Below are 24,763 nucleotides of genomic sequence, written 5' to 3' on the forward strand. Positions count from 1 at the left end.
GCCTCCATGCGAAGCGTCTTCCGAGTCGGCACCGAGTTCTCGGTCCGGCGATCTCACCTCACCACCGAACAGCGCAGCGGTACGCACCACCGAATGGAGAAACGATGAGCACGGCACCGGAAGTGGAATCCGGATCGTCGGTCGCCGAGGCCCACGATGCGATCCGGGTGGTCGGCGCGCGGGAGAACAACCTCAAAAATGTCAGCATCGAGATCCCGAAGCGACAGCTGACGGTATTCACCGGCGTCTCCGGATCGGGGAAGAGCTCGCTGGTGTTCGACACGATCGCCGCTGAGTCGCAGCGACTGATCAACGAGACCTACACCGCCTTCGTCCAGCGATTCATGCCCGCGTTGGCGCGACCCGATGTCGAGGTCCTCGAAGGCCTGACCACCGCGATCATCGTCGACCAGCAGCGGATGGGTGGTGACCCGCGCTCGACGGTGGGCACCGCCACCGACGCCCACACGATGCTGCGTATCCTTTTCAGCCGACTCGGCGAGCCGCATATCGGTTCACCCCGAGCCTTTTCGTTCAACTCCCCGTCCGTCCGGACGGGCGGGACCACCGATGTCGACGATCAGGGTCACACCACATCCGGCGGCATGTGCCCGAAATGTGAGGGCCGCGGCACTGTCTCCACGATCGACCTCGCCCAGCTATACGACGACTCCAAATCCATCGCGGAAGGCGCGATCACCGTTCCAGGCTTCTCAGGGGGAGGCTGGAATGCCCGGCTCTACACCGGATCGGGCCTGTTCGACCCCAACAGACCGATCCGCGAATTCACCGAGCGGGAGCTACACGATCTTCTGTACCACGAGCCGACCAAAATGAAGATCGACGGCGTCAACCACACCTACGAGGGTTTGGTCTCACGGGTTCAGAAGACATTCCTCACCAAGGACAAAGGGACCATGCAAGCGCATGCCCGTGCCTTCGTCGACCGTGCGGTCACTTTCACAACCTGCGCCGAATGCGAAGGCACCCGCCTCTCACTCGAGGCTCGGTCGTCCAAGATCAAAGGCGTCGACATCGCGCAGGCCTGCGCGATGCAGATCAGCGATCTCGCGGAATGGGTGCGCGACCTGAACGAACCGACCACCGCTCCGCTGCTGATATCGTTGGGGCGCGCGCTGGACGCCTTCGTCGAGATCGGACTGGGCTACCTTTCGCTGGACCGGCAATCGGCGACGCTGTCCGGCGGTGAAGCGCAGCGCGTCAGGATGATTCGCCACCTCGGCTCCGCGCTCACCGACATCACCTACGTCTTCGACGAGCCGACCACCGGGCTGCATCCGCACGATATCCGGCGAATGAATGACCTGCTGCGGCGATTGCGGGACAAAGGCAACACCGTTCTGGTCGTGGAACACAAACCGGAGACCATCGCCATCGCCGACCACATCGTCGACCTCGGTCCGGGCTCGGGCACGGCCGGTGGCTCGGTCTGCTTCGAAGGCACAGTGGCGGGTCTGCGAACCAGCGGAACGATCACCGGCCGCCACTTCGACGATCGCGCCGCCCTCAAGGACATCGTGCGAACGTCGTCCGGCACACTGGCGATCCGCGGCGCGTCCACACATAACCTGCGCGATGTCGACGTCGACATTCCACTGGGAGTGCTGTGTGTGGTCACCGGCGTCGCGGGCTCCGGCAAGAGTTCGCTCATCCACGGTTCAATCCCGGCGTCCGAGGGCATCGTATCGGTTGACCAGACCCCGATCCGCGGCTCCCAGCGCAGCAACCCCGCCACCTACACCGGACTGCTCGAACCGGTCCGCAAGGCGTTCGCCAAGGCCCACGGAGTCAAGCCCGCACTGTTCAGCGCCAACTCCGAGGGCGCCTGCCCAGGCTGCAAGGGCACTGGTGTCATCAATACAGATCTGGAGATCATGGCCGGCGTCTCCGCCCCCTGTGAGGAGTGCGACGGCAGACGGTTTCAAGCATCGGTGCTGGAATACCGTCTCGGCGGCCGCAATATCAGCGAGGTGCTCGCACTGTCGGTGGACGAGGCGCGGGGGTTCTTCGCCACGGGCGAATCGAAACTGCCCGCCGCGCGTGCCATAGTCGAGCGTCTCGCCGATGTCGGGCTCGGCTACCTGAGCCTCGGCCAGACTCTCACCACATTGTCCGGGGGTGAGCGACAGCGTTTGAAACTGGCCACGCACTTATCCGACAAGGGAGGGATCTACGTACTCGACGAACCGACCGCAGGCCTACATCTCGCCGATGTCGAACAATTGCTCGACCTGCTCGACCGCCTGCTCGACGCAGGCAAGTCGGTCATCGTCATCGAACACCATCAGGCCGTCATCGCCCACGCCGACTGGATCATCGACCTGGGCCCTGGAGCTGGGCACGACGGCGGCCGCATAGTTTTCGAGGGCACCCCCGCCGATCTGGTGGCCAACGGTTCCACTCTCACAGGTAAATATCTCGCGGATTATGTGGGCTGAGTGGGCCCCGCCGGGACTCGCGAGCAGACCTTCACCCGGCTCGACGCGGCCGGGTGAAGGTCGTCACAAGCGCAGGTCCGGCCCGCGAGGCAGGCCAGACCGCCAGTACCTACCTACCTACCGACCGGAAGAATGTGCGCATATCGGTGACGAGCTCAGCAGGAGCCTGCAAAGAGGCGAAATGGCCGCCCACCTCGTACTCGTGCCAGCGGACGACAATGTTGGCCATCTCCGCCAATCCTCGGACGGCATGGTCACCCCGGAAGTGCGCGACAGCGGTCGGCACGCCCGACGGCGCCGGCTTTTTACCCCACGCCTTCCCGGACTCCCGGTAGATCCGAGCAGCGGAACCGGCGGTGCCGGTCAACCAGTATGTGGTGACGTTGGTGAGGATGACGTCGCGATCGATGGGTGTCTGTTCGGTGGCCGTCGGATCCCAGTCGACGAACCACTCCAGGTTCCAGGCCAGCTGGCCTGCCGGGGAGTCGTTGAGGGCGTAGGCGAGGGTCTGGGGGCGCAAGGCCATCTGAGTGGCGTAGCCGTTGTGTCCGTACCACCATTGCTGGTTCTCGACCGCCTTGGCGCGATCGGTCTCCGACAACTCGGAGAGTTCCTCGCCGGAGCAGGTCGCGGCACTGGCGAGCGCGTTAACGTGAACGCCGATGGTGTTGTCGGGTGCGACCCGCCCCAACTCCGGTGAGATGAGACTGCCGTAGTCGCCGCCCTGCGCGCCGTAGCGCTCGTAGCCGAGCCGACTCATCAGCTCCGCCCAGGCCCGCGCGATCCGCGGCACGTCCCAGCCGGTGTCGTGGGTCGGGCCGGAGAACCCGAATCCCGGCACCGAGGGCGCTACCACGTGGAACGCGTCGGACGGCTCCCCGCCGTGTGCTCGCGGGTCGGTCAACGGGCCGAGGATGTCGAGGAAGTCGGCCGGTGTGCTGGGCCAGCCGTGAGTGAGGATCAGCGGTGTCGCATCCGGCTCGGGTGAACGGACGTGCAGGAAATGCACGGTCTGACCATCGATCTCGGTGGTGAACTGGGCGATCTTGTTCAGTTGGGCCTCGTGTTCGCGCCAGTCGTAGCTGGTGCGCCAGTACTCGACCAGGTCGACGAGGTAGTCCAGGTCGACCCCGTAGGACCAGCCGACACCCGGCAGCGCGTCGGGCCACCGTGTACGACCTAGCCGGTCGTTCAACTCATCGAGGTCGGCCTGCGCAATATCGATGCGGAAGGGGATGATCGCGGATGATGTCATAGGTGAGAGTTTCCCCGGGAGTAGGACAGATTCGGTCCTCCACGTGCAGGATGATGAATTAATGTCGGAATCCACACCTGCCCGCCTTCTGCGATTGCTGTCTCTATTGCAGATGAACCGGGACTGGTCCGGTACCGAGTTGGCCGAACGGCTCGAGGTCACCACCCGCACCATCCGACGCGATGTCGATCGACTGCGGGAATTGGGGTACCTGGTACACGCCGCGATGGGGCCTGCGGGCGGCTACCGGCTCCAAGCCGGCGCAGGGTTGCCGCCGCTGTTGCTGGACGACGACGAGGCGGTAGCCGTCACACTCGGCCTCCAAGCCAACGCGACCGGAACCATCGTCGGTATCGAGGAAGCCTCACTCCGTGGACTGGCCAAAGTAGAACAGGTACTTCCCGTGCGACTGCGCCAACGGGTCGACGACCTCCGCAGCGCCGTCATCACCCTGCCGCCCCGATACGGTCCCACACCCGCCGTCGACCCCGAGTCGCTCACCGCCATCTCCTCCGCCATCCGCGCCGCCGAAACCCTGCGGTTCGACTACCGCAGCCACACCGGCGAGCCGACCCGACGCACTGTCGAGCCCCACCGCATCGCGCATTGGAGCCGCAAGTGGTACCTCGTGGGCTGGGATACCGACCGTGACGACTGGCGCACGTTCCGAGTCGACCGAATGTCGCTACGGATACCGAATGGTGCGCGCTTCACGCATCGTTCGTCCCCGGACGGTGACGTCGTCGCCTACCTTCGCCACACCATGGGCTTCGCCATGTGGCCGTACCGCTCTGTCCTGCACGTCCACGCCCCGGCTGAGGATCTCGCGGGACGGGTCGACGGCATTGTCACCCCGATCGACGAGCACACGTGTCGCCTCGAAATGGGATCAGATTCCTACGATATGGTCGCACTGGTTGTCGGCATGCTCGACGTAGAATTTGAGGTCGAATCCCCACCGGAACTGCGTACCCACCTGCATGCCCTCGTGCAACGCTTCATCAGGGCAGCTGGTCAGGGGATATCGGACAAGGACTTTCCTGACTTGCCCCTCGACACGATATGACTCGGAACAGAAACCCCCGAAATCCGAGCCGGACCGCCGCCCTCATGAATGATCCGAGGCCCGCTGTGGTGAGGTCCTGCGCGGCAGCCCGCTCAGAACACCACGCTCGGGCAACGCTGAATCTTCGGCCATCCCGCAACCCCCGTGCTGAAGACGAGTGCGAGCTGCATGCACGGTACTGCCGACGAGTAGGGACAGGCGACGATCGCTAGTCCCGTTCAACCACAACGGAATCCGCAGGTCAGATCTGAACAGGACTCCGACAACCGTGCTCGAGCAAGGTATCGAAACCACTACCCCGGTTGGGCGGTTCCTGTTCCACGTCATCGCCGCCATGGACGAGATTACCGCCAACCTCATCAGCGAAGGCACCCTCGAAGGACTCGAATCCGCCCGCGCCCCCGGACGAGTTGGCGGGCGCCAGCATCTACGCCATATCCGCCGAAATTCGGTGAGTTTCTAACGGCTACCCCGGAGCGGCGCGCCTGAAACGACCAGGCCATCGTTCTCTCTCGGGTTCGGAACTATTGATGAAGACCTGGCCGTGGAGATACCTCGCTTCGCCATGCAGCTGGACGCGACGGGCATCATGGCGGTCGTAATAGCTCAGGTGGGGCCTCGCTGCGCAGCCAGCGGAGTTCACACTTCAATCCAGGAGTGGGCATCGGGATCCCAGTGCCCGGTGGTGCGCGTGCCGTCGAGAATCTGGTTGAGGCAGGTGCCGGAAAAGGCCAGTGCGGCGTCGAGTCCGTGTAGCTCGGCAGGCAGGGCGGTGTCCTTGGCCAGCGCGGGGTAGGCGCGGGTCCATTCGGGGCCGGGCGATTGCAGTACCGCGGGCAACTCGAGGTCTCGTCGTTGCTTCTGGAAATCGAGTGCGGCGCACACGAGCGCGGCATCGAAGGTGAAGTTGCCGACGATGAAGCAGATGTCGGCGAGGTCGCGCCAGCGGGTCGACGGTATGCGGGTGTCGCCGTAGCGGGCGAACATGGCGCAGATCTTGTCGGCGAGCTGGCTCGGCACGGGAATCAGCCGGACTGGTGGCAGCGCCGAGAACCCCGCGAGATCGAGAACGGCAGTGGGAGTGAGCGTCTCGATCGCGCCGATGATCGTCTTGTCCACGGCCAGATCCAGAGGAAACTTCTCCAGCACTGTCGCACCGTGGTAAACCGAAACCCGCAGTTCGGCGCCAGCAGCGGCATCTCCTGTGAGCTGCTTGGACAGGTCGACCTGGAAATGGAATGGGTCGATATCGGGCCGTGCGACGCCGAGTCGTCGGAGTTCGTCGATGGCGTCGGTGATTTCGAGATCGAGGCGGATCAGGTCCAAATCCGCGCTCGCCCTGGCTCCGGGAAGGCGTGCAAGAAGCCCCCCGCCGCCGGTCACGATCCACGGTGCGGTCGGGTCGTCGAAGATACGCGCGAGGAACCGCTGCCGGAAGAAGTCGATCCGCACCGCTTTGGCGGGAAGACGCATCGCGCGGGCCACGTTCTTGATCTTGGCGTTGAGTGAGATCCGGTTGAACGAGATCGATCGTGGTTCGGTCATGGAGCTGCCTTCAGGGGTGGTCGCTCTGCCCCGAACGCGGTGTCGATCAGCGCTTTGGCGACCGCTTCGCTCAGGATCGCCGCGGACTGCTCAATGCTGGCGGCGCCACGGAGCTCTGCCGGATCCACCGTTCGCTCGATCCGGGTGCTGATCTTCCGAACTGCCTCCGCCCACTCTGGTGTCTCGGTGAGTGGCGCCATGGCCTGGCGGACGAACTCGGTCAACTGCTCGCTGACAGACATATGGAGCCGCAGCTCGTTCAGAGCTGCCTTCGCCGGGTCGCTCGTGGCAGCCGGTCGCTGCTCTCTGAGACTTGCTTGCACGAGTTCGGAGGCTAGGCGGAACATCGCGTGTTGATCGCGGAAACCTTCGCGAGGCGATGCGCCGCCACTGACTGCAAACGGCGTGCTATCCAGGTGAGCGCCGAACCGGCCGCGCGCGAGTTCGTTGAGGGCCTTATCGAATGCGTCCTTGGCGGCGATGACCGGTTGCAGGGTTGGCGCCGACAGGGCGAGCGAGGATTCGGGGACTCCGGCTTGGGTGATGAAGTGGTTGATCAGTGCGGATCCGTCGTCGACCGGTGCGCCGTAGCGGTGGGCGTACGGGTGTAGTTCTTCAGCGATTTCGTCTGCCGAGGCACCCTGCAGGAGGGCGTCCCGTACGACCGTGGCCAGGTGTCCGCCGTCGGTACGTGCCGCAGCGAGGTCGCCGATGGTGCGTGCGGGAGTAGTGACTGGCAGCCCGTCGACCAGGATCCAATCGTCGGGCGCGAGAAGGGCGCGGTGGAAGCGCACATCGGGGTTGCGGCTGCTGCGGCGTGCAGGGACGGTGAACTCGAGGTAGTCAGCGCCGAGATCGCCGAGGCCTTGCAGGTCAGCGGCTGATCGGTGCGAGACGACGCCGAGGGGGACCTCGTCGCTGATGCGTTCGCCGACGGTGCGGGCAGGGTCGAGTGCGAGCCATTCCGCACGCAACGGCTCGACGGGAGAATCGGGAACCCCGGCAAGGCGGTAGACGCCGTAGCGCAGGCGGGCCAACACGCCGTGATCGACCAGGCGCTGCAATTGCTTGGGGTCCACGTCGACGTCTGAGGCCTGGGCGGTAGTGAGCAGGCCCCATTGCGACTCGCCCAGCTCGGCGAGTCGTGCTCGGAGGTCCGATGCGCCACTCATAACATCAAAAGTACCACAAAAGTCGTCATAAAGGACACTCAGAGTGTCCTTTGCGGTACGCAATATGACTTTTATGTGGACATCGGAGTGGCCAGCGGCCCTTGGGGCCACGATCTCCAATCGGGAAATGCGAGCGATCCTGTGTCGCTACGGCGCCACCGCGGCCGACCTGGATCGAATGGACGTCTCGACCGAGATCGTCGAGAGCCCGAGCGGTGTCCGAGGTGGTCGGTTCGATGACGAAATCGACGAGTGGAGCCACCAGCTGCGGCTGACGGCCGATCACAGGCTGCACCATGCCCAGTTGAGAGAAGCGCTGATGGCGCTACGCGCACAGATCCCCGCCGAGCAGGGACAGGTCAACGTCTGGCTGGTCAAGCATGCCGCGACTGTGAACGCGGCAGCGCCGCAGGTCAAGTCGGTCGCAGCGTTCCAGGGCGGGGCCCTGCGCTGCAGCTCGTGACCTGACTGGGAGGCACGCGCTGACTTGGCCATAGGTCGACGCCCGGCACTAGGAGCTATGGAGCGGCCCAAAGCTGTCAGGTCAGATCAGGATGACCAACGCGGTGGCGTGGGCAGCGCGGGGTTCTGGATCTTCGACGACGACCCGGTCGCGTTGGAAGCCCCGACCGCGTCCATTCAGGTGGCCCGCCAACTGATCGTGACAGCCCTCGACGACCTCACCACCCGCGGCAGCATCCGCACCCCACCCATCGAACCTCCCGATGCTGCTACCGCAGATAGTTTCCCGAGTCGCGGGCACCTGGAACACCCAATGCGCCAGGACAACTCAGCAGCTACCGCACATAGTATGTCACTATCTGCGGTAATTCCTTAGCGTGACTTTTCGCGCCGATGTTCCCGGACCCCCGGAAGGCTCCGGCCCAACGGGAGCGGTCCACGCCCCGACCGGTCACCTCCGCGCGGGCGTCGCTGGCTGATCTCCTCGCCCAGGTCGAGATGGTCGCGGCCGGGCACCGCGAGCAGATGAGTGGCCTGCTGGACCGCGTTGTCGAGGTCGTTGCGGCCGCCGGTGACCCCGACGCCGCCGTCGCCGAGGTCACCTCGATGCGGCGCGAAGCCCAAGCCGAGGTCGATGCCGCCCAGGTCCGTGCCGACGAGGCCGAGGCCGAGGCCGCCGCCGCCCGTCGCGAGCGTGACCGCGCCCTCGAAGACAAGGACCTCGCAGACGGCGCCGCCCTGGACGCACTCGCCGACCGCGACCGCGCCCTGGCCGAGGCCGAGCAACAGCTCGAGACCACCCGCGCCGAGGCCGCCGCCGAAATCGAGGCGATCCGCCAGGCCGAAGCCGAGCGCGTCCGGGCCGCCGAAGCGCTCGCATCCGCCGCTCAGGCCGAAGCCCGCGCGGCCGAGGAACGCGCGGCCGCGGCGGAGGCGGCCGCTGACCATGCGCGCCGCGACGCTGCCGACCAGGTCGATACCCTCACCCGCGATCACGCCGCGCGCGTGGAGCGGGTCAACGCCGACGCTGACGCTCGCGTCGCGGACTCGGCTGCCGCGCAGCAGCGCGCCGAATCCGCGGCCACGGCCGCCGATGCCCGCACCGAGGACGCGCGCACCGAACTCACACAGGTCAGGGGTGAGTTGTCCACGGCGCGTGAGCAGGCGCGCGAAGATGCCACCACCGCGAGCGAGGAAATCGCCGCACTGCGCCGCGAGGTCGCCGAGGTCCGGGCCCAGGCCCGTGCCGAGCGCGAGCAGCAGCGCAGCGACCACCTGGCCGAGATCGCTCGTGTGCAGCAGTCCGCCGAGGCCGCCGCCACCGTGCTCCAGAGCGCGCTCACCACCGCCGAGACCACCATCGACCGCCTTCAGAACCAGCTCACCGAGACCACCAAGAAGGAGACCCGCTGATGTTCCGCCGCAAACCCGTCGAGGTCGATCGGCTGCTCACCGCGCAGCTGCCCGAGCGCCGCGCCGAGGCCCACGACCGCATCGCCCAGCAGCACGACCCGGCGCTGCTGGCCGCGCTGTCCGAGCGCGAGCTGCGCGAGGAACGCAGCGTCGCGGAGTCGGTGCGCGATCACAACCGTCGCGATCGGCTCGCTCAGGCCGAGTCCGCGCAGTCGATCGCTGGCGTGATGCGCCGCGCCCAGGAGGATCTGGTGCGGGCCGAGGCCGGCGACCTGGTCACCGCCCGGCGTGCGCTCGCCGAGCAGCGTCGCCAGGGCAGCGCCCACGCGCAGGTCGCCGATCTGTTCCGCAAGAAGACCTGGACCGGTCGCGCGCTGGCCGGTGTCGTTGCCGCCGCGATGCTCTACAGCGCGGTAAACGTCCAGCACAACCTCGCTCCCGGCGGGCCGAGCGAGCCTCTGTACTGGGCGAGCTACCTGCTCGAAGCGCTCATTTCTACCGTGCTGGTCGCCTTCATGGTCAACTCCGCGGCTGTCTCGAGGTGGCGTGTCAGCGAGGACGAGACGCTGATCCGCTGGCTCGAAGGCGCGTTGCTGGCGATGAGTGTGGGGCTCAACGTCTATCCCTACGTCGGCAAGGGCGACCTCTACAACATCGCCGTGCACTCCGTCGCGCCGGTGATGGTCGGCGTCGCTCTGTTCGCTCACACCGCGGTGATGCGCCGCTACGGCCTCGCGATCGAGCGCGCGGTCGCGGCCGCCGACGCCGCCGGCGACGACATCGCCGAGCGCATGTCCGCACTCGCCGACACCGCGCACTTCGCCATCCGCACCGATCCCACCGCGCCGACGGTCACCGCGCCGACGGACGATGACAGGGTGCTCGCCGAGTACGAGGACGAGCTGCGCGCGATCGACGATCCCGCAATCGCCCCGCTGCCGCGCGCGACCGAGCACGTGAGCGCCGAGCCGATCGCGATCGAGCGTGCGCGGCCGGAAGAGCCGATCACGTCCGATCGCGCGCGGCCGGAAGAGCCGATCGCGCGCGACGAGCCGCCCGTGCACGAGAGCGATCGCGCGCCGATCGCGCGCGAGGATCGTGGTCCCGCGCGCGGGATCATCGCGCAGTCGATCGCGCGCGCCGCGCACATCGCGCGCGACACCGAGACCACCGCGCGCGCGATCGAGGACAGCGAAGCCGAGCCGATCGCGCGCGACGAGCAGCCCGCGCACGAGACTGATCGTTCGCCGATCGCGCACGGAGACGACAGCATCGCGCGCGCGGAGACCGCGCCGATCGCCGCGCACACCCCGGCTGAACTGGAAACCGATCACGCTCCGATCGCCGCGCACGACAGCGACCAGCCCCTTGCCGATGCTTCCGAGAGCGACCGGCCGCGCGCGGACGTTGCCCCCGCCGAGGAGTCTGTCGCGCGCGAGCAGGAGAGCATCGATCGCGCGCGGACCGCGCCGATCGCGCTCGTTTCGGTCGCGCGCGAGGACACCGATCGCGCGCGCCCGTCGCGCGCCGATCGCGCGCGGGAAGCCTCGACCACGGGAGCGCTCGCGCGCGCGACCGAGCCCGCGCCGATCGCGCGCGGCGACCGATCGCGCGCGGACGATCATGGTCCGTTCGATCGCGAGTTGTCGCGCGCGGAGGCGGGTCGGTTCGCGCGCGCGGTGTCCGAGCGCGGGCTGAGCAAACAGCCGGTGTCGGTGCTGACCGAGATCTACCTGCTCGCCTCACAGGGGCACAAGGCCAACGGGATCGGTACCCAGGTCGGCTTGCCGCACTCGACGGTCGGGCGCGCGCTCTCGCGCGTGGACCAGGTGGTGGGTCCCCGCCCGATCTGATTTCTTCTCCCGCATACAGCGACAGGACCCTGGCGGCGCATATCCGCCAGGGTCCTGTCGTGTCCGGACACTACGGCATCGGTGACTCCTGTTCGTGGTGGGCCAGTTGGGCGCGGATCTCGGCCTGGTGTTGTAGCTCGGCCGCCCCTGTCCAGCGCTGCTCCTGCGTCCCCACGGCGAGCGCCGTCGCACGCCGTGCCGCGTCGGTGACGGGAGCCCGCCGGCGGACTTTGCACCGCCGAGAATTCCGGCGGTGAGGTCTGCGTTGCCCTCGCTCCACCAGCGCTGAAGCTCCGGTACGATCGTCGACAGAAGTACAGGGAGCGAGCTAGTATTTAGGTGACCTAAGATCGGTCACCCCACCCGTCCGGGTGGTCGCTGCGCTGGGCTGTAAGGAGGCTGCGATGGCAGGGGAGTCGCCGAATCGGCGGGCGGGGGTGCGCCGCCAGCGGCAAGCGAACGTGCCCGGAGGCCGTCCGAATCGCCACATCGTGAAGCTCTCGGATGCCGAGCACGAAGACCTCACGCGCCGAGCTGGGGAGGCGGGTGTGTCGGTGCCGCGGCTGCTGGTGGAGTCGGCGCAGGACTCGGGCAAGGTCGAGGCCGGCCGCGCGTTCGCGGCGATGCGGCTGCTCGAGCTCGACGATCAGATCCGGCGGATCGGCGCGAACGTCAACCAGCAGACCCGGCACCTGCACCAGGTGGGCGGCGAGCTCGCGCCGGATCTGGTGGCCGCGCACATCGACGCGTTGCACGCGGTGGTGCGTGCATGTCTGAGCGTGGACGCGACCGCGCGGTGGGTGATGGGCAAGGGCCCAGCGGTGACCGAGAAGTCGGTGAGCGTGGAGCAGGACCTGGCGGTCAGCGAGGAGTGGGCGGCCGCGGTCGACGGCGAAGGGTGAGCAGCCGATGATGCCGAACGTGGTCAAGGGCTCGGACATGGGCGGGCTGCTGCGCTACCTCGCGGGCCCAGGGCGGGCCAACGAGCACACCGACCCCACGGTGGTCGCGGGCGACATCGTGACCATGGCCGTGTACGGCGGCCGGATCGACGTCTCGCGCGCGACCGAGCTGGCGAAACTGCTCGACTCCCCGCGCCAGACCGTGCTGCGGGGGGAGCCGGTGCTGGTCACCAACTACCGCGAAGCGCGCGCGAAGATCGCCGAAGGCGTGCCGCGCAAGGAAGCGTTCGAGACGGCGACGCGCGATCAGAACGTCTGGCACTGCAGCTTGGCGTTGGACCCGAAGGAAGGTCAGCTCGACACCGCGCGCTGGGGCGAAATCGCGCGCCGGTTCATGGAGGAAATGGACTTCGTCGACCGCACAGACGGCGCCCCGGACGTTCGGTGGACCGCGATCCATCACGGGCTGACCAAGAACGGCGGCGACCACATCCACATCGCGATGGCGGTGGTGCGTCCGGACGGATCGTTGGCCGACGTGCGCCGCGATCATCCGCGCTCGCAGGCCGCGACCGCGACGATCGAGCACGAGTTCGGGTTGAAGGTCCTCGCCTCGCGCGAGGACCGCGCCACCGAGCAGGCGACGCGTCCGGACGAGCGCGGCCGCGCCGAACGAGTCGGCGCACCCGAGACCGACCGCGAAGCGCTGCACCGGCGGGTGCGCGCGGTCGCGACCGCGACCGAATCCGAAGCGGAGTTCGTGCGCGAACTGCGTGGGGCCGGGATGGTGTTGCGGCCGCGGTTCGCCAAGGGCGGCACCGACGAGGTCGTCGGGTACGCGATCCGGATGCCCGCGCAGAAGAACCAGAAGAGCGGGGCGTGGGAGAAGGCGATCTGGTACGGCGGCGGTCAGCTCGCCAAGGACCTCACCCTGAACTCGCTGCGCGGGTGGACCGGATGGGACGCCTCCGAGGACGCGCGCACGGCAGCGGTCGCGGAGTGGTCGCGGCCCCCGACCACACGCACCGGTCGCGCGATCGGTCCGAACGTGATGAGCGAGCAGGACGCGATCCGGCAGCTCGGCCGGTGGAGCCAATACATGAGCACCATCCCGGCCAACGATCGTGATGCGTGGGCCAAAGCCGCGTCCCAGACCGCCGGCCTTTTCGCCGCGGCGAGTGTGCGCACCGAAACCAAGCCCGGTCCACTGGACTCGGTGTCACGTCAGCTCGCCCGCGCCGGTCAGCTGCCCGCGCATCAGCGCCGACCGCAGCAGGTGCACGGACAGGGAATGCGTTCGGTCGCGCGGATGCTGTGGTCGATGCAGTCCGACGCGACGAGCAAAGTCGCCCTGGCGGTCGCGTTGACCGAGTGCCTGCTCGCGATCATGGACATGCTCGCCGAGCGTGACCGCGCCCAGGCCGCGAAGATGCTGGCCTCGCACGCGCACCGGTCGCTGACCCAGGTCCACATGCGCGCGGGCGGGACCGACCCGACGCGGCGGACTGTGCCGGTGACCGAGGTCGGGTCACCCCCTTGGGCGGCGGCCCGGCGCTCGCTCGCGGTCATCAACCGCGAAGACCGCGAGACCGTCGAGGGCGAGGTCTCGACGTCGACCCAGGGTTGGCAGGCCAAGCGGATCGCGTTGCAGGGCCGTCCCGGCACGCTTCAGGTCGACGAGCACGGTCACGTTCTCAGCGATCAGCTGTGGAAGGCGAGCAAGGTCGGGCGTGCCGCGGGTTCGTTGACACCACCGGGCGGGGCGAAGAAGCCCGGCAAGTCGACGCCGGGCGCAACGAAGTCGACGCCGCCGGCGAAGGGTCGGTACCCGGGGTACAACCCGTACAAGCCTGGCCCTGATCGCGGAAAGGGGCCCGAGCGATGACGCTCGCCTCTGGTCACGACCTCACCGGGGCAACGAATTCACTGAGGCCCGCAGCTACCTGCGTGATCTGCAGCGACTCTCGATCGTGTCGAAGCTGAGGCGCAGCGGCGTGAGCAGTTAACTCCTGAACAGCGCGCGGCCGATCAGAAACGGGCCCGCACGCCTAAGGCACCCAAGAAGCCGACCGAGACCGGGCTACAAGATGCCGTACCAGCCGCCGCCGGATCTGGGTCGCGGTCGTGATTCTGGACCGAGTTTGTGAGCAGCGTGGTGCCCGCGAGCTCAAGGTGCGCCGTGTCCGAACCGTCGTGGAGCGGTCGACACCGTCGGTAGGTTGATGCAGCAGAATGGGCCCTCGCCGAACGGCGAGGGCCCATTGTCAGCTGCGCTATGGAGTTACCGCAGGTTGCCCAGTCTCCTGGGCGAGGCTCAACGTTGCGAGTCCCGATACGACGAGAAGAAGGCCAGAACAGCAACCAGCACAGTCGCTGCGGTCTGCCAGCTCGTGAGGTACCCGGTCCCGAGCGCGAGGTCGATCGCGATGAGTAGCGCGGTCCACGGATCGTCACCGGGGCCCGGTGATGGGTTGTAGGAGTCGGTTCGCTTGAGCGATACGCTCATGTTGTTCCTTTGCTGTGGAGATGGCATCGAACGACTGCTGCCCTCGGCCCCGTCCGGCCGGGGGCAGTTCACTGTCTCGGGGTCGCACGAGGTACTAGTCACTTTCGTGCACCAATCGGTCATTTCCTCCATCTGACTACGCCGAAGCCGACCAGCAAATGCTTTCACCTCGAATATCACCACGTCAACGCCATGAGTCTCGATCCGTGCCTTTGGAGAGATGATATGTTTATTAGGTTGATATAAGGGTTCGAGAGAGGCGGGCTGTGGCTAAAAAGGGTCTGAAGCAGCCCGAGTTGCCACCAGGGGACAGGCTGCGGTTCTTCGAGTTCCTGCGAGAGCTGGCGTTCGAGGCCGGCGATCGGTCCGTGGCAGACATTGCGGCTGATCTGCCGTGCTCCCATCAGGCGATATACAAGGCATTGACCGGGCCGAGGATGCCCAGCGAGAACATCGTGAAGGTGCTGGTCACCCACTTCGCCGATGAGGATGCGGTCGAGGGGGCGATCGAGTTGTTCAAGCTGGGGGTGCTCGAGCAACGCCGCATCCCCCGCGCAGTAGGAGACAAGACCGCCACAGCACCTACCGCAGACGCTCAGTCCGCACCCACCGGTGAACATGAATCTGCCGCTGGTGAACATGAACCGCAGAGTCCCCCGCCCTCACTGTCCGCGCGCGAGGAAGAGATCCGGCGCCTGTCGGCACTAGGCTTGACCGCCACGGAAATCGCCCAGCAACTGCACAGTTCGGTTCACACCGTCCGCTCCCACACCGCTCGAATCCGCGCGAAGTACCAGGCTGCAGACCAGCGCCTCCCCGGGCGGGATGAAGTTCAAGAGTTGTTCAGTGAGCAGGAATGGATCGACGCGGCGTGGGATCGGCTGCGACAGTGGCAGATCGACAATCCAGAGCAAGCCCGTCGAGCATTCGAGGCGATCGAGGAATTCACCGAGCCTGGTTTTGCCCAATCACCGTTGTTTGGCCGCAACCGCTTGGAATTTGTCCTGAGCGAGGCTGCGTGGGACCTCCCTCTCGATGTGGACGAAAAGGCAAGAAAGCGGTGGATGGAGAGCGGGGCACGAGCCACCCGGATCGTCTTCGACAAACTTCGAGAACTCGACCCGCCGATCGAGCGCCCAGGCGGCAGAGCCGGTACGAAGGGGGCGCAGAAGGATCTGGCCCTGCTCTATGACGACCTCCAGATTGTCCAGCGCTTGAAAGACTAGCGCTGCGCAGGCGGTACCTCGACCAACGGAAACAACAAGCGACGGTTTGCAAACTTGCCGGTCCGGTGTGGGCCCGACGTAGAAGTACTGCCGCGCCCGCTGCGCGAGCTTGCCTCCGACAGGCGTGTGGCAAGCCTGCGGAGCAGGTGCGGCAGCCCTGTTCTAGATGTCGAGGTCGTACCCACGGTCACGGTCGGGCTCGTACGGCAACTGCTGGTATCGGTTCGGTTCGTGCCCGGTCGGTGTCTGGTCGAGGACCCCGGTCGCGCGGATCGCAGCCTCGGGTCCGTCGAGGTAGTCGCGGGCCTGGGCTTCACGGTCACGGTCGAGGTCGGGCAACTCACCACGGCGCCGGTGCTCGCCGACCACCGCCCGCAGCTGCCCGCGCAGCTCGTCGTTGATCTGCCTGCGCCGGTAGCGGTTCTCGGCACGGTCCTGGTCGTGGCGGTGGGCGGCGTCGAGTTCGGCGGCGCGGGCCTCGACGTCATCGGCCGCATCCAGGATCTGCTGCCAGCGTCGTTGTCCGACACCGTCGCTGGCGGCCGCGTCGAGGATCGCGCGTTCGCGTTCGAGGTAGGCGTGGTACGCGGTCTCGCTGTCCCGGAGCTCGTCCTGCTTGGCTTCGATCTCGGTGGCACGCTGACGGCGACCCCACCGCGGTGTCTGGCGGGCACGGATCTGGCGGATCTGCTGGTTGATCGCGGTGATCCGGTTCTGGGCGGCCTGTTGCTCGTCGGCGAAAGCGGCGAGTTCGGCTTGGGCGCGGCGGACCCGGTCGGCGTCGAGGCGTGCGTGCGCGGCGGTGACCGTGCCGACCCGGTCGTTCTCGAGGGCGTCGAGCATGGCCGGTACCGCTGCGTGCTGCTCTTGGCGGAATTTGCCGCGCAATCTCGCCAGTTCGCCGCTCAGGTCGGCGTCGCTGAGGCGGCGGAGCGGGTCGTGTTCCATGATCTGGATCTGGCGTTGCAGCGAGGTCGTGTCGACGGCGGGTGCGGGGGCGAGGTCGTCGAGGTCGCCGGCCAGGCGCCAGCGCAGCGCGGCCGCGGGCTGCTCAGCCGGGAGCGGGCGAGCGTCGAGCGCGGCGCGGGTGGCGTCGGCGATGTCGCGGCCGCCGTCTTCGGCGCGGGAGAGCTCGGCGGCGAGCAGTGGCCACACTGGGTCCTCGGTCAACCCGGTCACGTTGAGTTCGTCGGCGAGCCCGGTCCAGCGGCGGATGTCGGCGTCGGTGTCGCCGAGTCGGTTGGCCACGTTCTCGTCGAGGGTGCGTTGTAGGTCGCGTTCGGTGTTGGCGGGCACTGTGGGCCCGGTGGGGCGGCGGTCGTTGTTGGCCACGCCGTGGGCCGCGCGCCAGATCGCCAACGGCCCCAACAGGTCCGGGTGATCGAGCAAGGGCTGCGCCCACAGCGGGGCCTGGTCGGTGTTGGTGTCGGTCCAGGTGCGGGCGAGGTCGGTGACCTGGTCTTTGAGGGCATGGATCTGGGTGGCGCGGGCGGCGAGGTGTGGCCCGAACTCCGCGTGTTGGCGTAACTGTGCGGGGACGCCGGGCAGCCAGCCCAGCGGGCCCATCTCGTAGAGGCCGATGTCGTGTCCAGAGTGGTAGCCGCTGGGGTCGATGCGCCAGTCCAGTACCGCGGCTGGGTCGGCGGCGGTGTCGAGCTCGCGCCCGCCGATCGCGGTGGTCAGCGCCTGGATCGGGTCGTCGCCGTTGAGGGCGAGGGTGACCAGGTGCTGGCGCAGCACCGGGTAAGCCGGCGCACCGGTCAAACCGGGGAGCAGCTGTTCGGCGGCGGTGTCGAGGGTGGCGAGTTGGTCGGCGCCGTAGTGGGTTTCGGCGGCGACACCGAGCGCGTCGAGGTAGGAGTCGATCGCACCGGCGAGTTGGTGGCGCGGGTCGTGCGCCTGAGCGTGGGCGGTGGCGGCCGAGATCTGCACACCGTCGCGGCCGAGCACCCCGGTCAGCACATCCAGGGCGGTCGGTGGGCGCACCGACTCGTATTCGTAGAGGTTGGGTTCGGTGCCCTCGTGGGTGGAGAGCCAGAGCTGGTTGCTGTCGCGACCACGGGTCACCGCCACATACAGCTGGGCGCGGGACTCGCGCCCGGTCAGTACGGCGTGGCAGGTATCGACGGTCATGCCCTGGGCGGAGTCGATGGTGGTGGCATAGCCGAGCTGGGTGTGCGCACTGACGTAGTCGGCGGGCAGAGTAACCCGGCGTCCGGAACCGATGTGGGCGGCGGTGATCCGCCCGTCCTCGTGAACCGTCTGCACGGTCCAGCGGGCACCGTTGCGCACGTAGTCGGTTTTCGAGATCCGCAACCGACGGTTGTTGAGCCTGGTGCAGATGATGTCACCGGCCGAGGCCGAGAGCCCGTCAGCGAGAACCGTTTCGGTGCCGACCTCGGTGTCGGTGTCGGCGAGCCGGTCGGTGCGGGCACGGGAATTGAGATCGGTGACCAGTTCGCGGGTCGGGGCCAGCAGGGCGGAGTCGCGGCCCGCGTCGATGTCGGCGGCCCATGCCAGGTACGCCTGCTCGACGACGGCGTCGAGGCTGCCGGTCCGGATGCGGTCGTGGTCGGTGTAGTAGGCGAGTCCGGCGGGGTCGCCGTCGCGCACAGCCAGACTCGCCGCCCGCTCACCGAGGTCGGTGAACCGCATGACCGTGGTCAGGTCCGCGGATCCGGCGTGGGCGACGATGTCGCGGATGACGCCACCGGCCGCGACCGAGGACAGTTGGCGGTGGTCGCCGATCGCGCGGATACTCGCACCCCGCTCGAGCAGCCACGACACCGCCGAATCGAGGGTGAGGGTGGCGGTTTTGGCGGCCTCGTCGAGGATCACCAGCGTCTGCGGGCCGATCTCGGTGAGCCAGGTCGGCGGGTCGCCCAGTTCGCCGGCATCGAGGCGGTGGGCGAGGCTGACGAGCAGGTCGACGGTCGAGGCAGGGGCGTCGATATCGCGGGCCAGGATCTCCGCGGCCGTGGCGGTCGGGGCCAGCCCGATCACGGTGCCGCCCTGCGCTGTCCACGCATCGGCCAGGACCCGCATCGAGAGTGTCTTGCCCGCTCCGGCGGGGGCGAGCCCGACCTGCAGACGAGCACCGGACGTCGCGAACGTTCTGACCATCGCGGCCTGGCCGGTGTTGAGGGCGAGCCCGTTGTTGTTGGCGGCGTATTCGATGGTCGCGGCGTCGATGGCGGCCACGGTGATGCGGTGCCCGTCGTGGCGCAGACCGGCGTCGACCAAGCGCGTTTCGGCGGCGATGATCTGCGGCGAGGTGTAGAGGGTGGAGCGGGCGGTGGTGTAGACGCTGGTCCCGTCACCGCGTGAGAGCTCGTTCACTGTCGGGGCCAAGTCGTGGACTCCGCGCGGGATCGAGATCGGCTCGGCGAGCGCGGTTTCGGTGACCTGGGCGACCACGCTGGCCCACCGGTCAGGGGCGATCCGGCCACGGACCTGGCGTTCGACTTCGGCGCGGATGTGATGGTGCTGCCAGGTCGCGCGGGTCTGCGAGACCACTTCCACCGACCGGACCGCGGTCTGGGTGATCCATTCGGTGGTGGTCTGTTCGCGGTCGGGGATCTGCTGGGACAGGGCGGTGTGGATCATCTGCTCGACGGCGGCCTCGCTGCCCAGCACCGCGATCGCGTCGGCCCGCCAGGTCGCGCGCTGCTCAGCGTTGCTGCGCGCGGCGTGCTTGCTGGCACGGGTGGACAGCGTCGCTTGTTGGGACAGGCTGAGCAGCTCCAGCGCGGTCGGTTCCCGGCCGTGGTCGGCTTGGAACTGCGCCGAGAGTTTCGCGGTGGCGGAGCGGACCGCGCGCCCGCGCTTGGACCACTCGCGGGCGAGCTCGGCGTCGACCCCGACAACCTCACGCACCGGGCGTTTGTCGACGACTTCACCGCGGTCGGCGAAGACGAGTCCGAGGCTGGCCTCGAGGTGGGCTTCCAGGCGGGTGTTGTACATCTCCGAGCAGGTCACGTTGTAGCGGTAGATCATTCGCCCGTCGATCGCGCCCCACTTCCCGTCAGCGCGCAGGACGTTATTGGAAACGACCAGGTGGGTGTGTAGATCCGGATCACCGGCGCGGGAGTCACGGTGGTCGAACGCCGTGACGATCAGGCCGGCGACCTCGACCTGGCGCACGCTGTTGCGCCCGACCCGGGTGTAGAGGACCTCGGATTCGATGTAGGAGATGACGTCTCGAATGGCTGCGTGGTGGGCTTTCTCGATCTGCTCGGCGACCTCACGCGAGGCCACCGCCCACAACGCTGAGACACTCTTGACCGGTGAAAATGTGAGGTCGAAACCGGCGATTGCGGTCTTGGACGGGCGGGAGGCGCGGGCGATCCAACCGGACAACTCGCGTGAATTCAGCGGCGCACGGCCGACATCGTCGGTGAACATCCGCAGCGCGACCTCGGTGCGGATGCGACGGCGTTCCTCGGCAGGGACGGCTGTGCGAGGGTCGCGACCGTGCAAGGTGTTCCAGTCGGTGAGCCCCTTCGCGCACTCGTGGCGGTAGCTGCCCGGCGCGGTCGTGAACGTGCTGTAGGGGCGACCGAGCTGGGCTTTCTTGAGCGCGTAGCGGAACGCGTCTTTGAACTTCGCGCCGAGCGCGACCTGCTCGGTGACCGCGGCGTCGATGATCGCGTCGGCGTTGGGGTGCAACCCTTCACCGAGCAGTGCCCGCATCTGGGCTTCGGTGACCCGATCGCCCTCGTCGATACCGAGCGTGACGAGTCCGGCGCCGAGCCACACACCGGGCGACTCACCCTTCTCGGAGTAGTAGTCGTCGATCCCGGTGGTGTGGCGCTCGTTCGCGTCGTGGGTGGCGATCACGCGCGTGTAGTACTCGAAACCTTCGCCTGCGGACAGCTTCGCCAGTGACATCACCCCACCTACGGTAAGCACGGGACCAGCCGATGGCGCCCACCTCAGACACGGTGTGTGGATCGCGCTCTGGCCTCTCTACTCAAGATTCGATGTCTCGGCCTCGGACGTCACTGAATGGTTGATAGCGAAACCGACTCGGCATGGCGGCTTTTCGCTGTGTTGTTCAGCTATCGCGTCGTGATGCGCCGCGCCAGGATAGAGGGATGACAGTATGGGCAGCCGAGACAGCCGTCGGTGGGTGGCGTGCGTTCCTTGTGCCGGGCGGCGCGATCGCGGCGGCCTTGATCGCGGCGTACGTGACTATCCGCAACTTCCAGCACCACGATGAGCGAGTCGCGAAACTCGTTCAGACTCTCAAAGACTGGCCCGAAGGCGTGGCTGGGCGCGAAGAAACCAAGAAGCGCCTCGCCGCGGCCATCGCCGCTGAGAAAAGGCGACAACGCCGTCGGGAGTCCGCACGAGGCTTCATCGAGCTCTTCCTCGTCGCCGTCATAGGGGAGGCGTTGGGGCTGGCAGGCGTGTGGTGGGCCTTCACTACAGACCACCCTCTGCTCGTTGGTCTCCTGATAGTTATTGCCAGCAGTTCGGTCGCGATTTTCTCAGCAGGGCTCATCTGGGACTTGCTGACGGAGATCGGCGACTGGTTGTGGGGACGCCAGACGACGACAAAATCACCGGTTAAGAAGCCATCGCCCAAGCCACCCCCCGTCGGCAAGGAGCGCACTGTTCGTAACCGGCCTCGTCCGCCTCAAGGCTCCTGAGCATGAGCGCACCTACTGCCGTTACGTAAAAGTTACCTACGGAGCATGAGGTGTGAACGATTTATTTTTCGTTTTTCGTGTGGAAGTGATTGTAGGTGGATTGGTGGTGTGGAGAGGGGGTGAGCGCGAAGTGATGGGGAGGTGATGGGAAGTGATGGGAGGTGATGTGCGGGAGATTGTGGGTCGGGAGGTGGAGTGGCGGTGGTGATCTCCGACGCGGCCGGCCCGCGCTGCGGGTGCCGGCGGACCGAGGTCGGGACTCCGGCCGCCTGTCCGTGTGCTCACATGGATGATGCGAGCGGACTACGGTGAGCACCGTTTCGGTCGGTGCGATGGGTGGGAGGTGGTGGCCATGTACGGGAGGGGCTATCGGTGCGACCGGTGTGCGATCGGCTGGCACTCCAGCCCGTCGTGCCCTAACTCGCCGGGGGCGAGATTCTCGCCGACCATCCACGAAGTCCAGCGACAGGTCCACGCGCTCAACCGCGTTGGTAGTCCCGCCGATCGTGATCGGCATCGGCGCTTGTCCGGGCCGCTGCCGGAGATCCCACCACCGCTCGGGTTTCGGTGGTGGTGGATCCCGCTCGGCCTGGTCGTGTTCGTGGCGCTGGTGATCCTGATCTAGTCAGGCGCACCAGCGGCCCTCAGTTGATGCTGGTGATTCGGTGGCGGCCTTCGGCGTTAGGGGTTCTCGTAGAACTCGCGGAATTTCGGGCGGATTTGACTGCGCGCGGCAGCATCTCGGTGGACTCGCTTTCAGCGAACACGATGCCGCTGGCGGCCTGGTTCAGACTGCGGCGCGTTTCGTGTTGGCGACCGGAAAAGCAAAATTTGGAGGACTTCGCGTGCCGCTCGGCGCCTGGCCGTCGTCGGGGCGAAGATCGCAGCCAAGGCGGCAACGGCAACAACTGCCGCGTAGAGCACCCCGTTGGCGATGCACGCACTTGCCCAGGTGAGCATAAGAGAAACCTCCAGATCGCGGCCGGGCGCACGCCAGGCCAGTCATCAAGTCAGCTCCATAAGGCCATGTCACGCTGGTATCCGGCGAACTTCTCGGCGTCTTCCGGTTCATGCCGGATCTTTGGCTTCTCGGGCTACAGTGTGAGGCTGTAGGCCGGATGTTTCTGGATGAACCCGGATAGATCCGGATAGATCCGGATAGCGGGGGTGCCATGAGTCAGGCAGAGGGTGATGAGCCAGTGGCGGAGCTGGCCTTGCTACTTCGCGAACTCAGGGTCCGGGCAGGTAAGCCATCGATATCACGGTTGGCTGAACTGACAACCCAGCGTGGCGTCAAAGGCATGCCGCGGTCAACCATTCAGGACAAACTTGCCGGCACGACCGCCCCGACAAGCGTGGAACAGGTCCTTGCTCTGGTCAGGGCTTGCGTTGCCCATGCGGACAGCGCCGGAAGCCCGCTGACTGCCGCAGACAGGGACGAGGCGGTCTGGCGAGAGGCGTGGAACACGATGCAGCTCGCACGACTAGCCCCGCGACGCGAGCGGTACCAGGCCGCCCGGGCATCTGCCGCGCTATCAGCAGCCTCGGACACCGGTCGTCAGCCGGAAGCCGTGCACCGGCCTGTTCTTCCGGACGATGAGGTGCTAGGGAAATTGGACGACTTCATCGACCAATTTGGCGGGTACCGTTCAGAGCAGGAGCAGCTCCACTACATCGGCCACATAGTGGTAGATCTTGAGATATTCCTCGATGACCATGATCTGACGGATCCACAGACCAGGGCGTGGATCGACGGGATCTGTGACGGACTTGATGACGGTTGGGGCCAGAAGATTTCGGTCAACAAGATCCGAAAATTAGTCCAGAGCCTGCGAGGTATCCGTCAGAGGATCGCGGCGGGCTCGCCTCGTGAGGTCATCGATAACCTCTTCCCTACCGGGGTGACCGACGAAAAATCAGCGGGCATAGCGTAGTCGCTGGTCCGCGTTATCGGTCGGAGGGCTGGTCAGGCCGTACATCGCCTGCTGCGGCCACGACATATTCTGCTGCTCGATCTCCAGATCAACCTCTCCACCTCGCTGTTCGCCGCGAGACCTTCGAATCCGCCCGAAATTCGGCGAGTTCTACGGGAACCCGATCCCGCGCGGCCTGGTCGTGTCCGTGGCGCTGGTGATCCTGATCGAGTCAGGCGCACCAGCGGACCCTCACTTGTAGTTGATGATGGTGATTCGGTGGCGGCCTTCGGCGTTAGAAGGTGATGTCGCCGAAGAGTGTGAGTTGCTCGCTATCGGTGAGCGCCGCCCGGTTCCGCCGCGGGCGCTGACCGAGTAACACCGCCGCCCGATCGGGTTGGGTGCGTGCCCGACCCAGCCGGGCTGCGACCGTGGCGGGGTCAACCCCGCCGGCGAGCATCCGACGCTCGGCGGTCGCACGCAAAGTGCCCGGCGCCAACAGCAGCCCGGCGTCGGCACCGACGGCACGGATCACACGGTCGACCGACCGCAACCCCATCCGGCCACCGACGCGGGAGACGAACAGCGCGCGGGTCGGGTGCGCGCGGCCGAGCAGGCGCAGGTGTCGGTGCGAGAGCCATGCGGTGAGCGCGGCCCGTGACGCGGCGCTGATCGCGACGGTCCGGGATTGTCCGGACGCGGGGGTGATGGTGATGGCACCGGGCCAGCCGGTCAGGTCGAGGTCGTCGACATCGAGAGCGGCCAGCTCGTGCGCGCGGGCGCCGACATCGAGAGTCAGCACGACCATCGCGTACTCGCGCGGGCCGCCGCCGGCGGCCGCGGTGAGCAGAGCCCGGTGCTCACCGTGGTCGAGGGTGCGCGGGGTGTAGAGCTCGGCGGTGACCCGCGGTGCATCGGGTGCACCGAGACCGAGCCAGTCATGGAACATCGCGAGCGCGGCCAACGACGTCCGCACCGAGCGGGGTGCGAGGTCGGCCTCGACCAACCACGCCACCACCGCCGCGTCGCGGGCGCACGGATCGGCCAGGGCCTCGGGGTGGTCGTCGTCGGCGGCGAGCCAGCGCAGGTACTGGGTGACCCGGTCGAGGTAGCCGGTGCGGGTGCGCGCGGCGAGCTCCCGGCCGTCGAGGTAGGCGGCGAAACCGGTCAGCAGCACCGGCAGTTGCTCGCTCACCGGTACCGCGAACTCGCTCTCGCTCACCATCGACCACCGTCCCGTGCCGCGCACTTGTTGTGCGGATGATCGCAGCAGCCCCCGACATCTGTGGCCCGCGATGATTAGCGGCCACCCAAGAGGTGCCCCGGGCAGCCGCTAG

17 protein-coding genes are annotated in these 24,763 nt (G+C 67.1%); 11 read left to right on the forward strand and 6 right to left on the reverse strand.

What is annotated here, in order from left to right; genetic code table 11:
* Positions 1-104 precede the first annotated feature (104 nt).
* Complete coding sequence (locus tag NA12_RS28510; protein WP_067458228.1) at positions 105-2,459, forward strand: ATP-binding cassette domain-containing protein; 2,355 nt, start codon at positions 105-107, stop codon at positions 2,457-2,459.
* 109 nt (positions 2,460-2,568) lie between these two features.
* Here NA12_RS28510 and NA12_RS28515 read toward each other — a convergent pair whose 3' ends face one another.
* Positions 2,569-3,714: an epoxide hydrolase family protein gene (locus NA12_RS28515; RefSeq protein WP_132370345.1), complete on the reverse strand. Its 1,146-nt coding sequence runs from the start codon at positions 3,712-3,714 to the stop codon at positions 2,569-2,571.
* 61 nt (positions 3,715-3,775) lie between these two features.
* Between NA12_RS28515 and NA12_RS28520 the strand changes: the two genes are divergently transcribed.
* Positions 3,776-4,780: a helix-turn-helix transcriptional regulator gene (locus tag NA12_RS28520; protein ID WP_067458235.1), complete on the forward strand. Its 1,005-nt coding sequence runs from the start codon at positions 3,776-3,778 to the stop codon at positions 4,778-4,780.
* Positions 4,781-5,048: 268 nt separating this feature from the next.
* The gene (locus NA12_RS34770) at positions 5,049-5,243 is read left to right on the forward strand and encodes a recombinase family protein (protein WP_067458238.1); all 195 of its coding nucleotides are present in this window, start codon (positions 5,049-5,051) and stop codon (positions 5,241-5,243) included.
* A 176-nt stretch (positions 5,244-5,419) separates the two neighbouring features.
* Here NA12_RS34770 and NA12_RS28530 read toward each other — a convergent pair whose 3' ends face one another.
* Both NA12_RS28530 and NA12_RS28535 read right to left on the reverse strand, forming a co-directional pair.
* Positions 5,420-6,325, reverse strand: a complete 906-nt coding sequence (locus NA12_RS28530; protein ID WP_067458241.1) for a nucleotidyl transferase AbiEii/AbiGii toxin family protein — start codon at positions 6,323-6,325, stop codon at positions 5,420-5,422.
* A complete protein-coding gene (locus NA12_RS28535; RefSeq protein WP_067458244.1) occupies positions 6,322-7,497 on the reverse strand; it encodes a type IV toxin-antitoxin system AbiEi family antitoxin domain-containing protein in 1,176 nt (391 codons plus the stop codon). The genes NA12_RS28530 and NA12_RS28535 overlap by 4 nt, the downstream gene beginning before the upstream one ends.
* Positions 7,498-7,540: 43 nt before the next feature.
* Here NA12_RS28535 and NA12_RS28540 point away from each other — a divergent pair, with 43 nt between their 5' ends.
* The 5 genes from NA12_RS28540 to NA12_RS28565 all read left to right on the forward strand — a co-directional run bounded on the left by NA12_RS28540 (position 7,541) and on the right by NA12_RS28565 (position 14,012).
* Positions 7,541-7,960: a hypothetical protein gene (locus NA12_RS28540; RefSeq protein ID WP_132370349.1), complete on the forward strand. Its 420-nt coding sequence runs from the start codon at positions 7,541-7,543 to the stop codon at positions 7,958-7,960.
* Positions 7,961-8,352: 392 nt separating this feature from the next.
* Complete coding sequence (locus NA12_RS28550; protein ID WP_067458253.1) at positions 8,353-9,372, forward strand: coiled-coil domain-containing protein; 1,020 nt, start codon at positions 8,353-8,355, stop codon at positions 9,370-9,372.
* The gene (locus NA12_RS28555) at positions 9,372-11,225 is read left to right on the forward strand and encodes a prolipoprotein diacylglyceryl transferase (protein WP_067458256.1); all 1,854 of its coding nucleotides are present in this window, start codon (positions 9,372-9,374) and stop codon (positions 11,223-11,225) included. Before NA12_RS28550 ends, NA12_RS28555 begins: the two co-directional genes overlap by 1 nt.
* Positions 11,226-11,629: 404 nt before the next feature.
* Positions 11,630-12,127, forward strand: a complete 498-nt coding sequence (locus tag NA12_RS28560; protein WP_132370351.1) for a plasmid mobilization protein — start codon at positions 11,630-11,632, stop codon at positions 12,125-12,127.
* 7 nt (positions 12,128-12,134) lie between these two features.
* Positions 12,135-14,012: a relaxase/mobilization nuclease domain-containing protein gene (locus NA12_RS28565; RefSeq protein WP_067458262.1), complete on the forward strand. Its 1,878-nt coding sequence runs from the start codon at positions 12,135-12,137 to the stop codon at positions 14,010-14,012.
* Positions 14,013-14,441: 429 nt separating this feature from the next.
* Here NA12_RS28565 and NA12_RS28570 read toward each other — a convergent pair whose 3' ends face one another.
* Entirely contained in the window at positions 14,442-14,633 is a 192-nt protein-coding gene (locus tag NA12_RS28570; RefSeq protein WP_067458265.1) for a hypothetical protein, read from the reverse strand.
* Positions 14,634-14,899: 266 nt separating this feature from the next.
* On the opposite strand from NA12_RS28570, the gene NA12_RS28575 reads away from it, so the two are divergent.
* Positions 14,900-15,859, forward strand: coding sequence for a helix-turn-helix transcriptional regulator (locus tag NA12_RS28575; protein WP_067458268.1), 960 nt, complete (start codon positions 14,900-14,902; stop codon positions 15,857-15,859).
* 162 nt (positions 15,860-16,021) lie between these two features.
* Here NA12_RS28575 and mobF read toward each other — a convergent pair whose 3' ends face one another.
* Entirely contained in the window at positions 16,022-20,749 is a 4,728-nt protein-coding gene (gene mobF, locus NA12_RS28580; protein WP_067458271.1) for a MobF family relaxase, read from the reverse strand.
* 206 nt (positions 20,750-20,955) lie between these two features.
* On the opposite strand from mobF, the gene NA12_RS28585 reads away from it, so the two are divergent.
* Together NA12_RS28585 and NA12_RS28590 are read left to right on the forward strand one after the other, a co-directional pair.
* A complete protein-coding gene (locus NA12_RS28585; RefSeq protein WP_132370354.1) occupies positions 20,956-21,513 on the forward strand; it encodes a hypothetical protein in 558 nt (185 codons plus the stop codon).
* A gap of 1,172 nt (positions 21,514-22,685) precedes the next feature.
* Positions 22,686-23,447, forward strand: a complete 762-nt coding sequence (locus NA12_RS28590) for a hypothetical protein (protein ID WP_132370356.1) — start codon at positions 22,686-22,688, stop codon at positions 23,445-23,447.
* A 274-nt stretch (positions 23,448-23,721) separates the two neighbouring features.
* Here NA12_RS28590 and NA12_RS28595 read toward each other — a convergent pair whose 3' ends face one another.
* The gene (locus NA12_RS28595; protein ID WP_132370358.1) at positions 23,722-24,651 is read right to left on the reverse strand and encodes a tyrosine-type recombinase/integrase; all 930 of its coding nucleotides are present in this window, start codon (positions 24,649-24,651) and stop codon (positions 23,722-23,724) included.
* Positions 24,652-24,763 lie beyond the last annotated feature (112 nt).

It is taken from the genome of Nocardia alba NBRC 108234 (assembly GCF_001612665.1).
Taxonomy (GTDB): Bacteria; Actinomycetota; Actinomycetes; order Mycobacteriales; family Mycobacteriaceae; genus Nocardia; species Nocardia alba.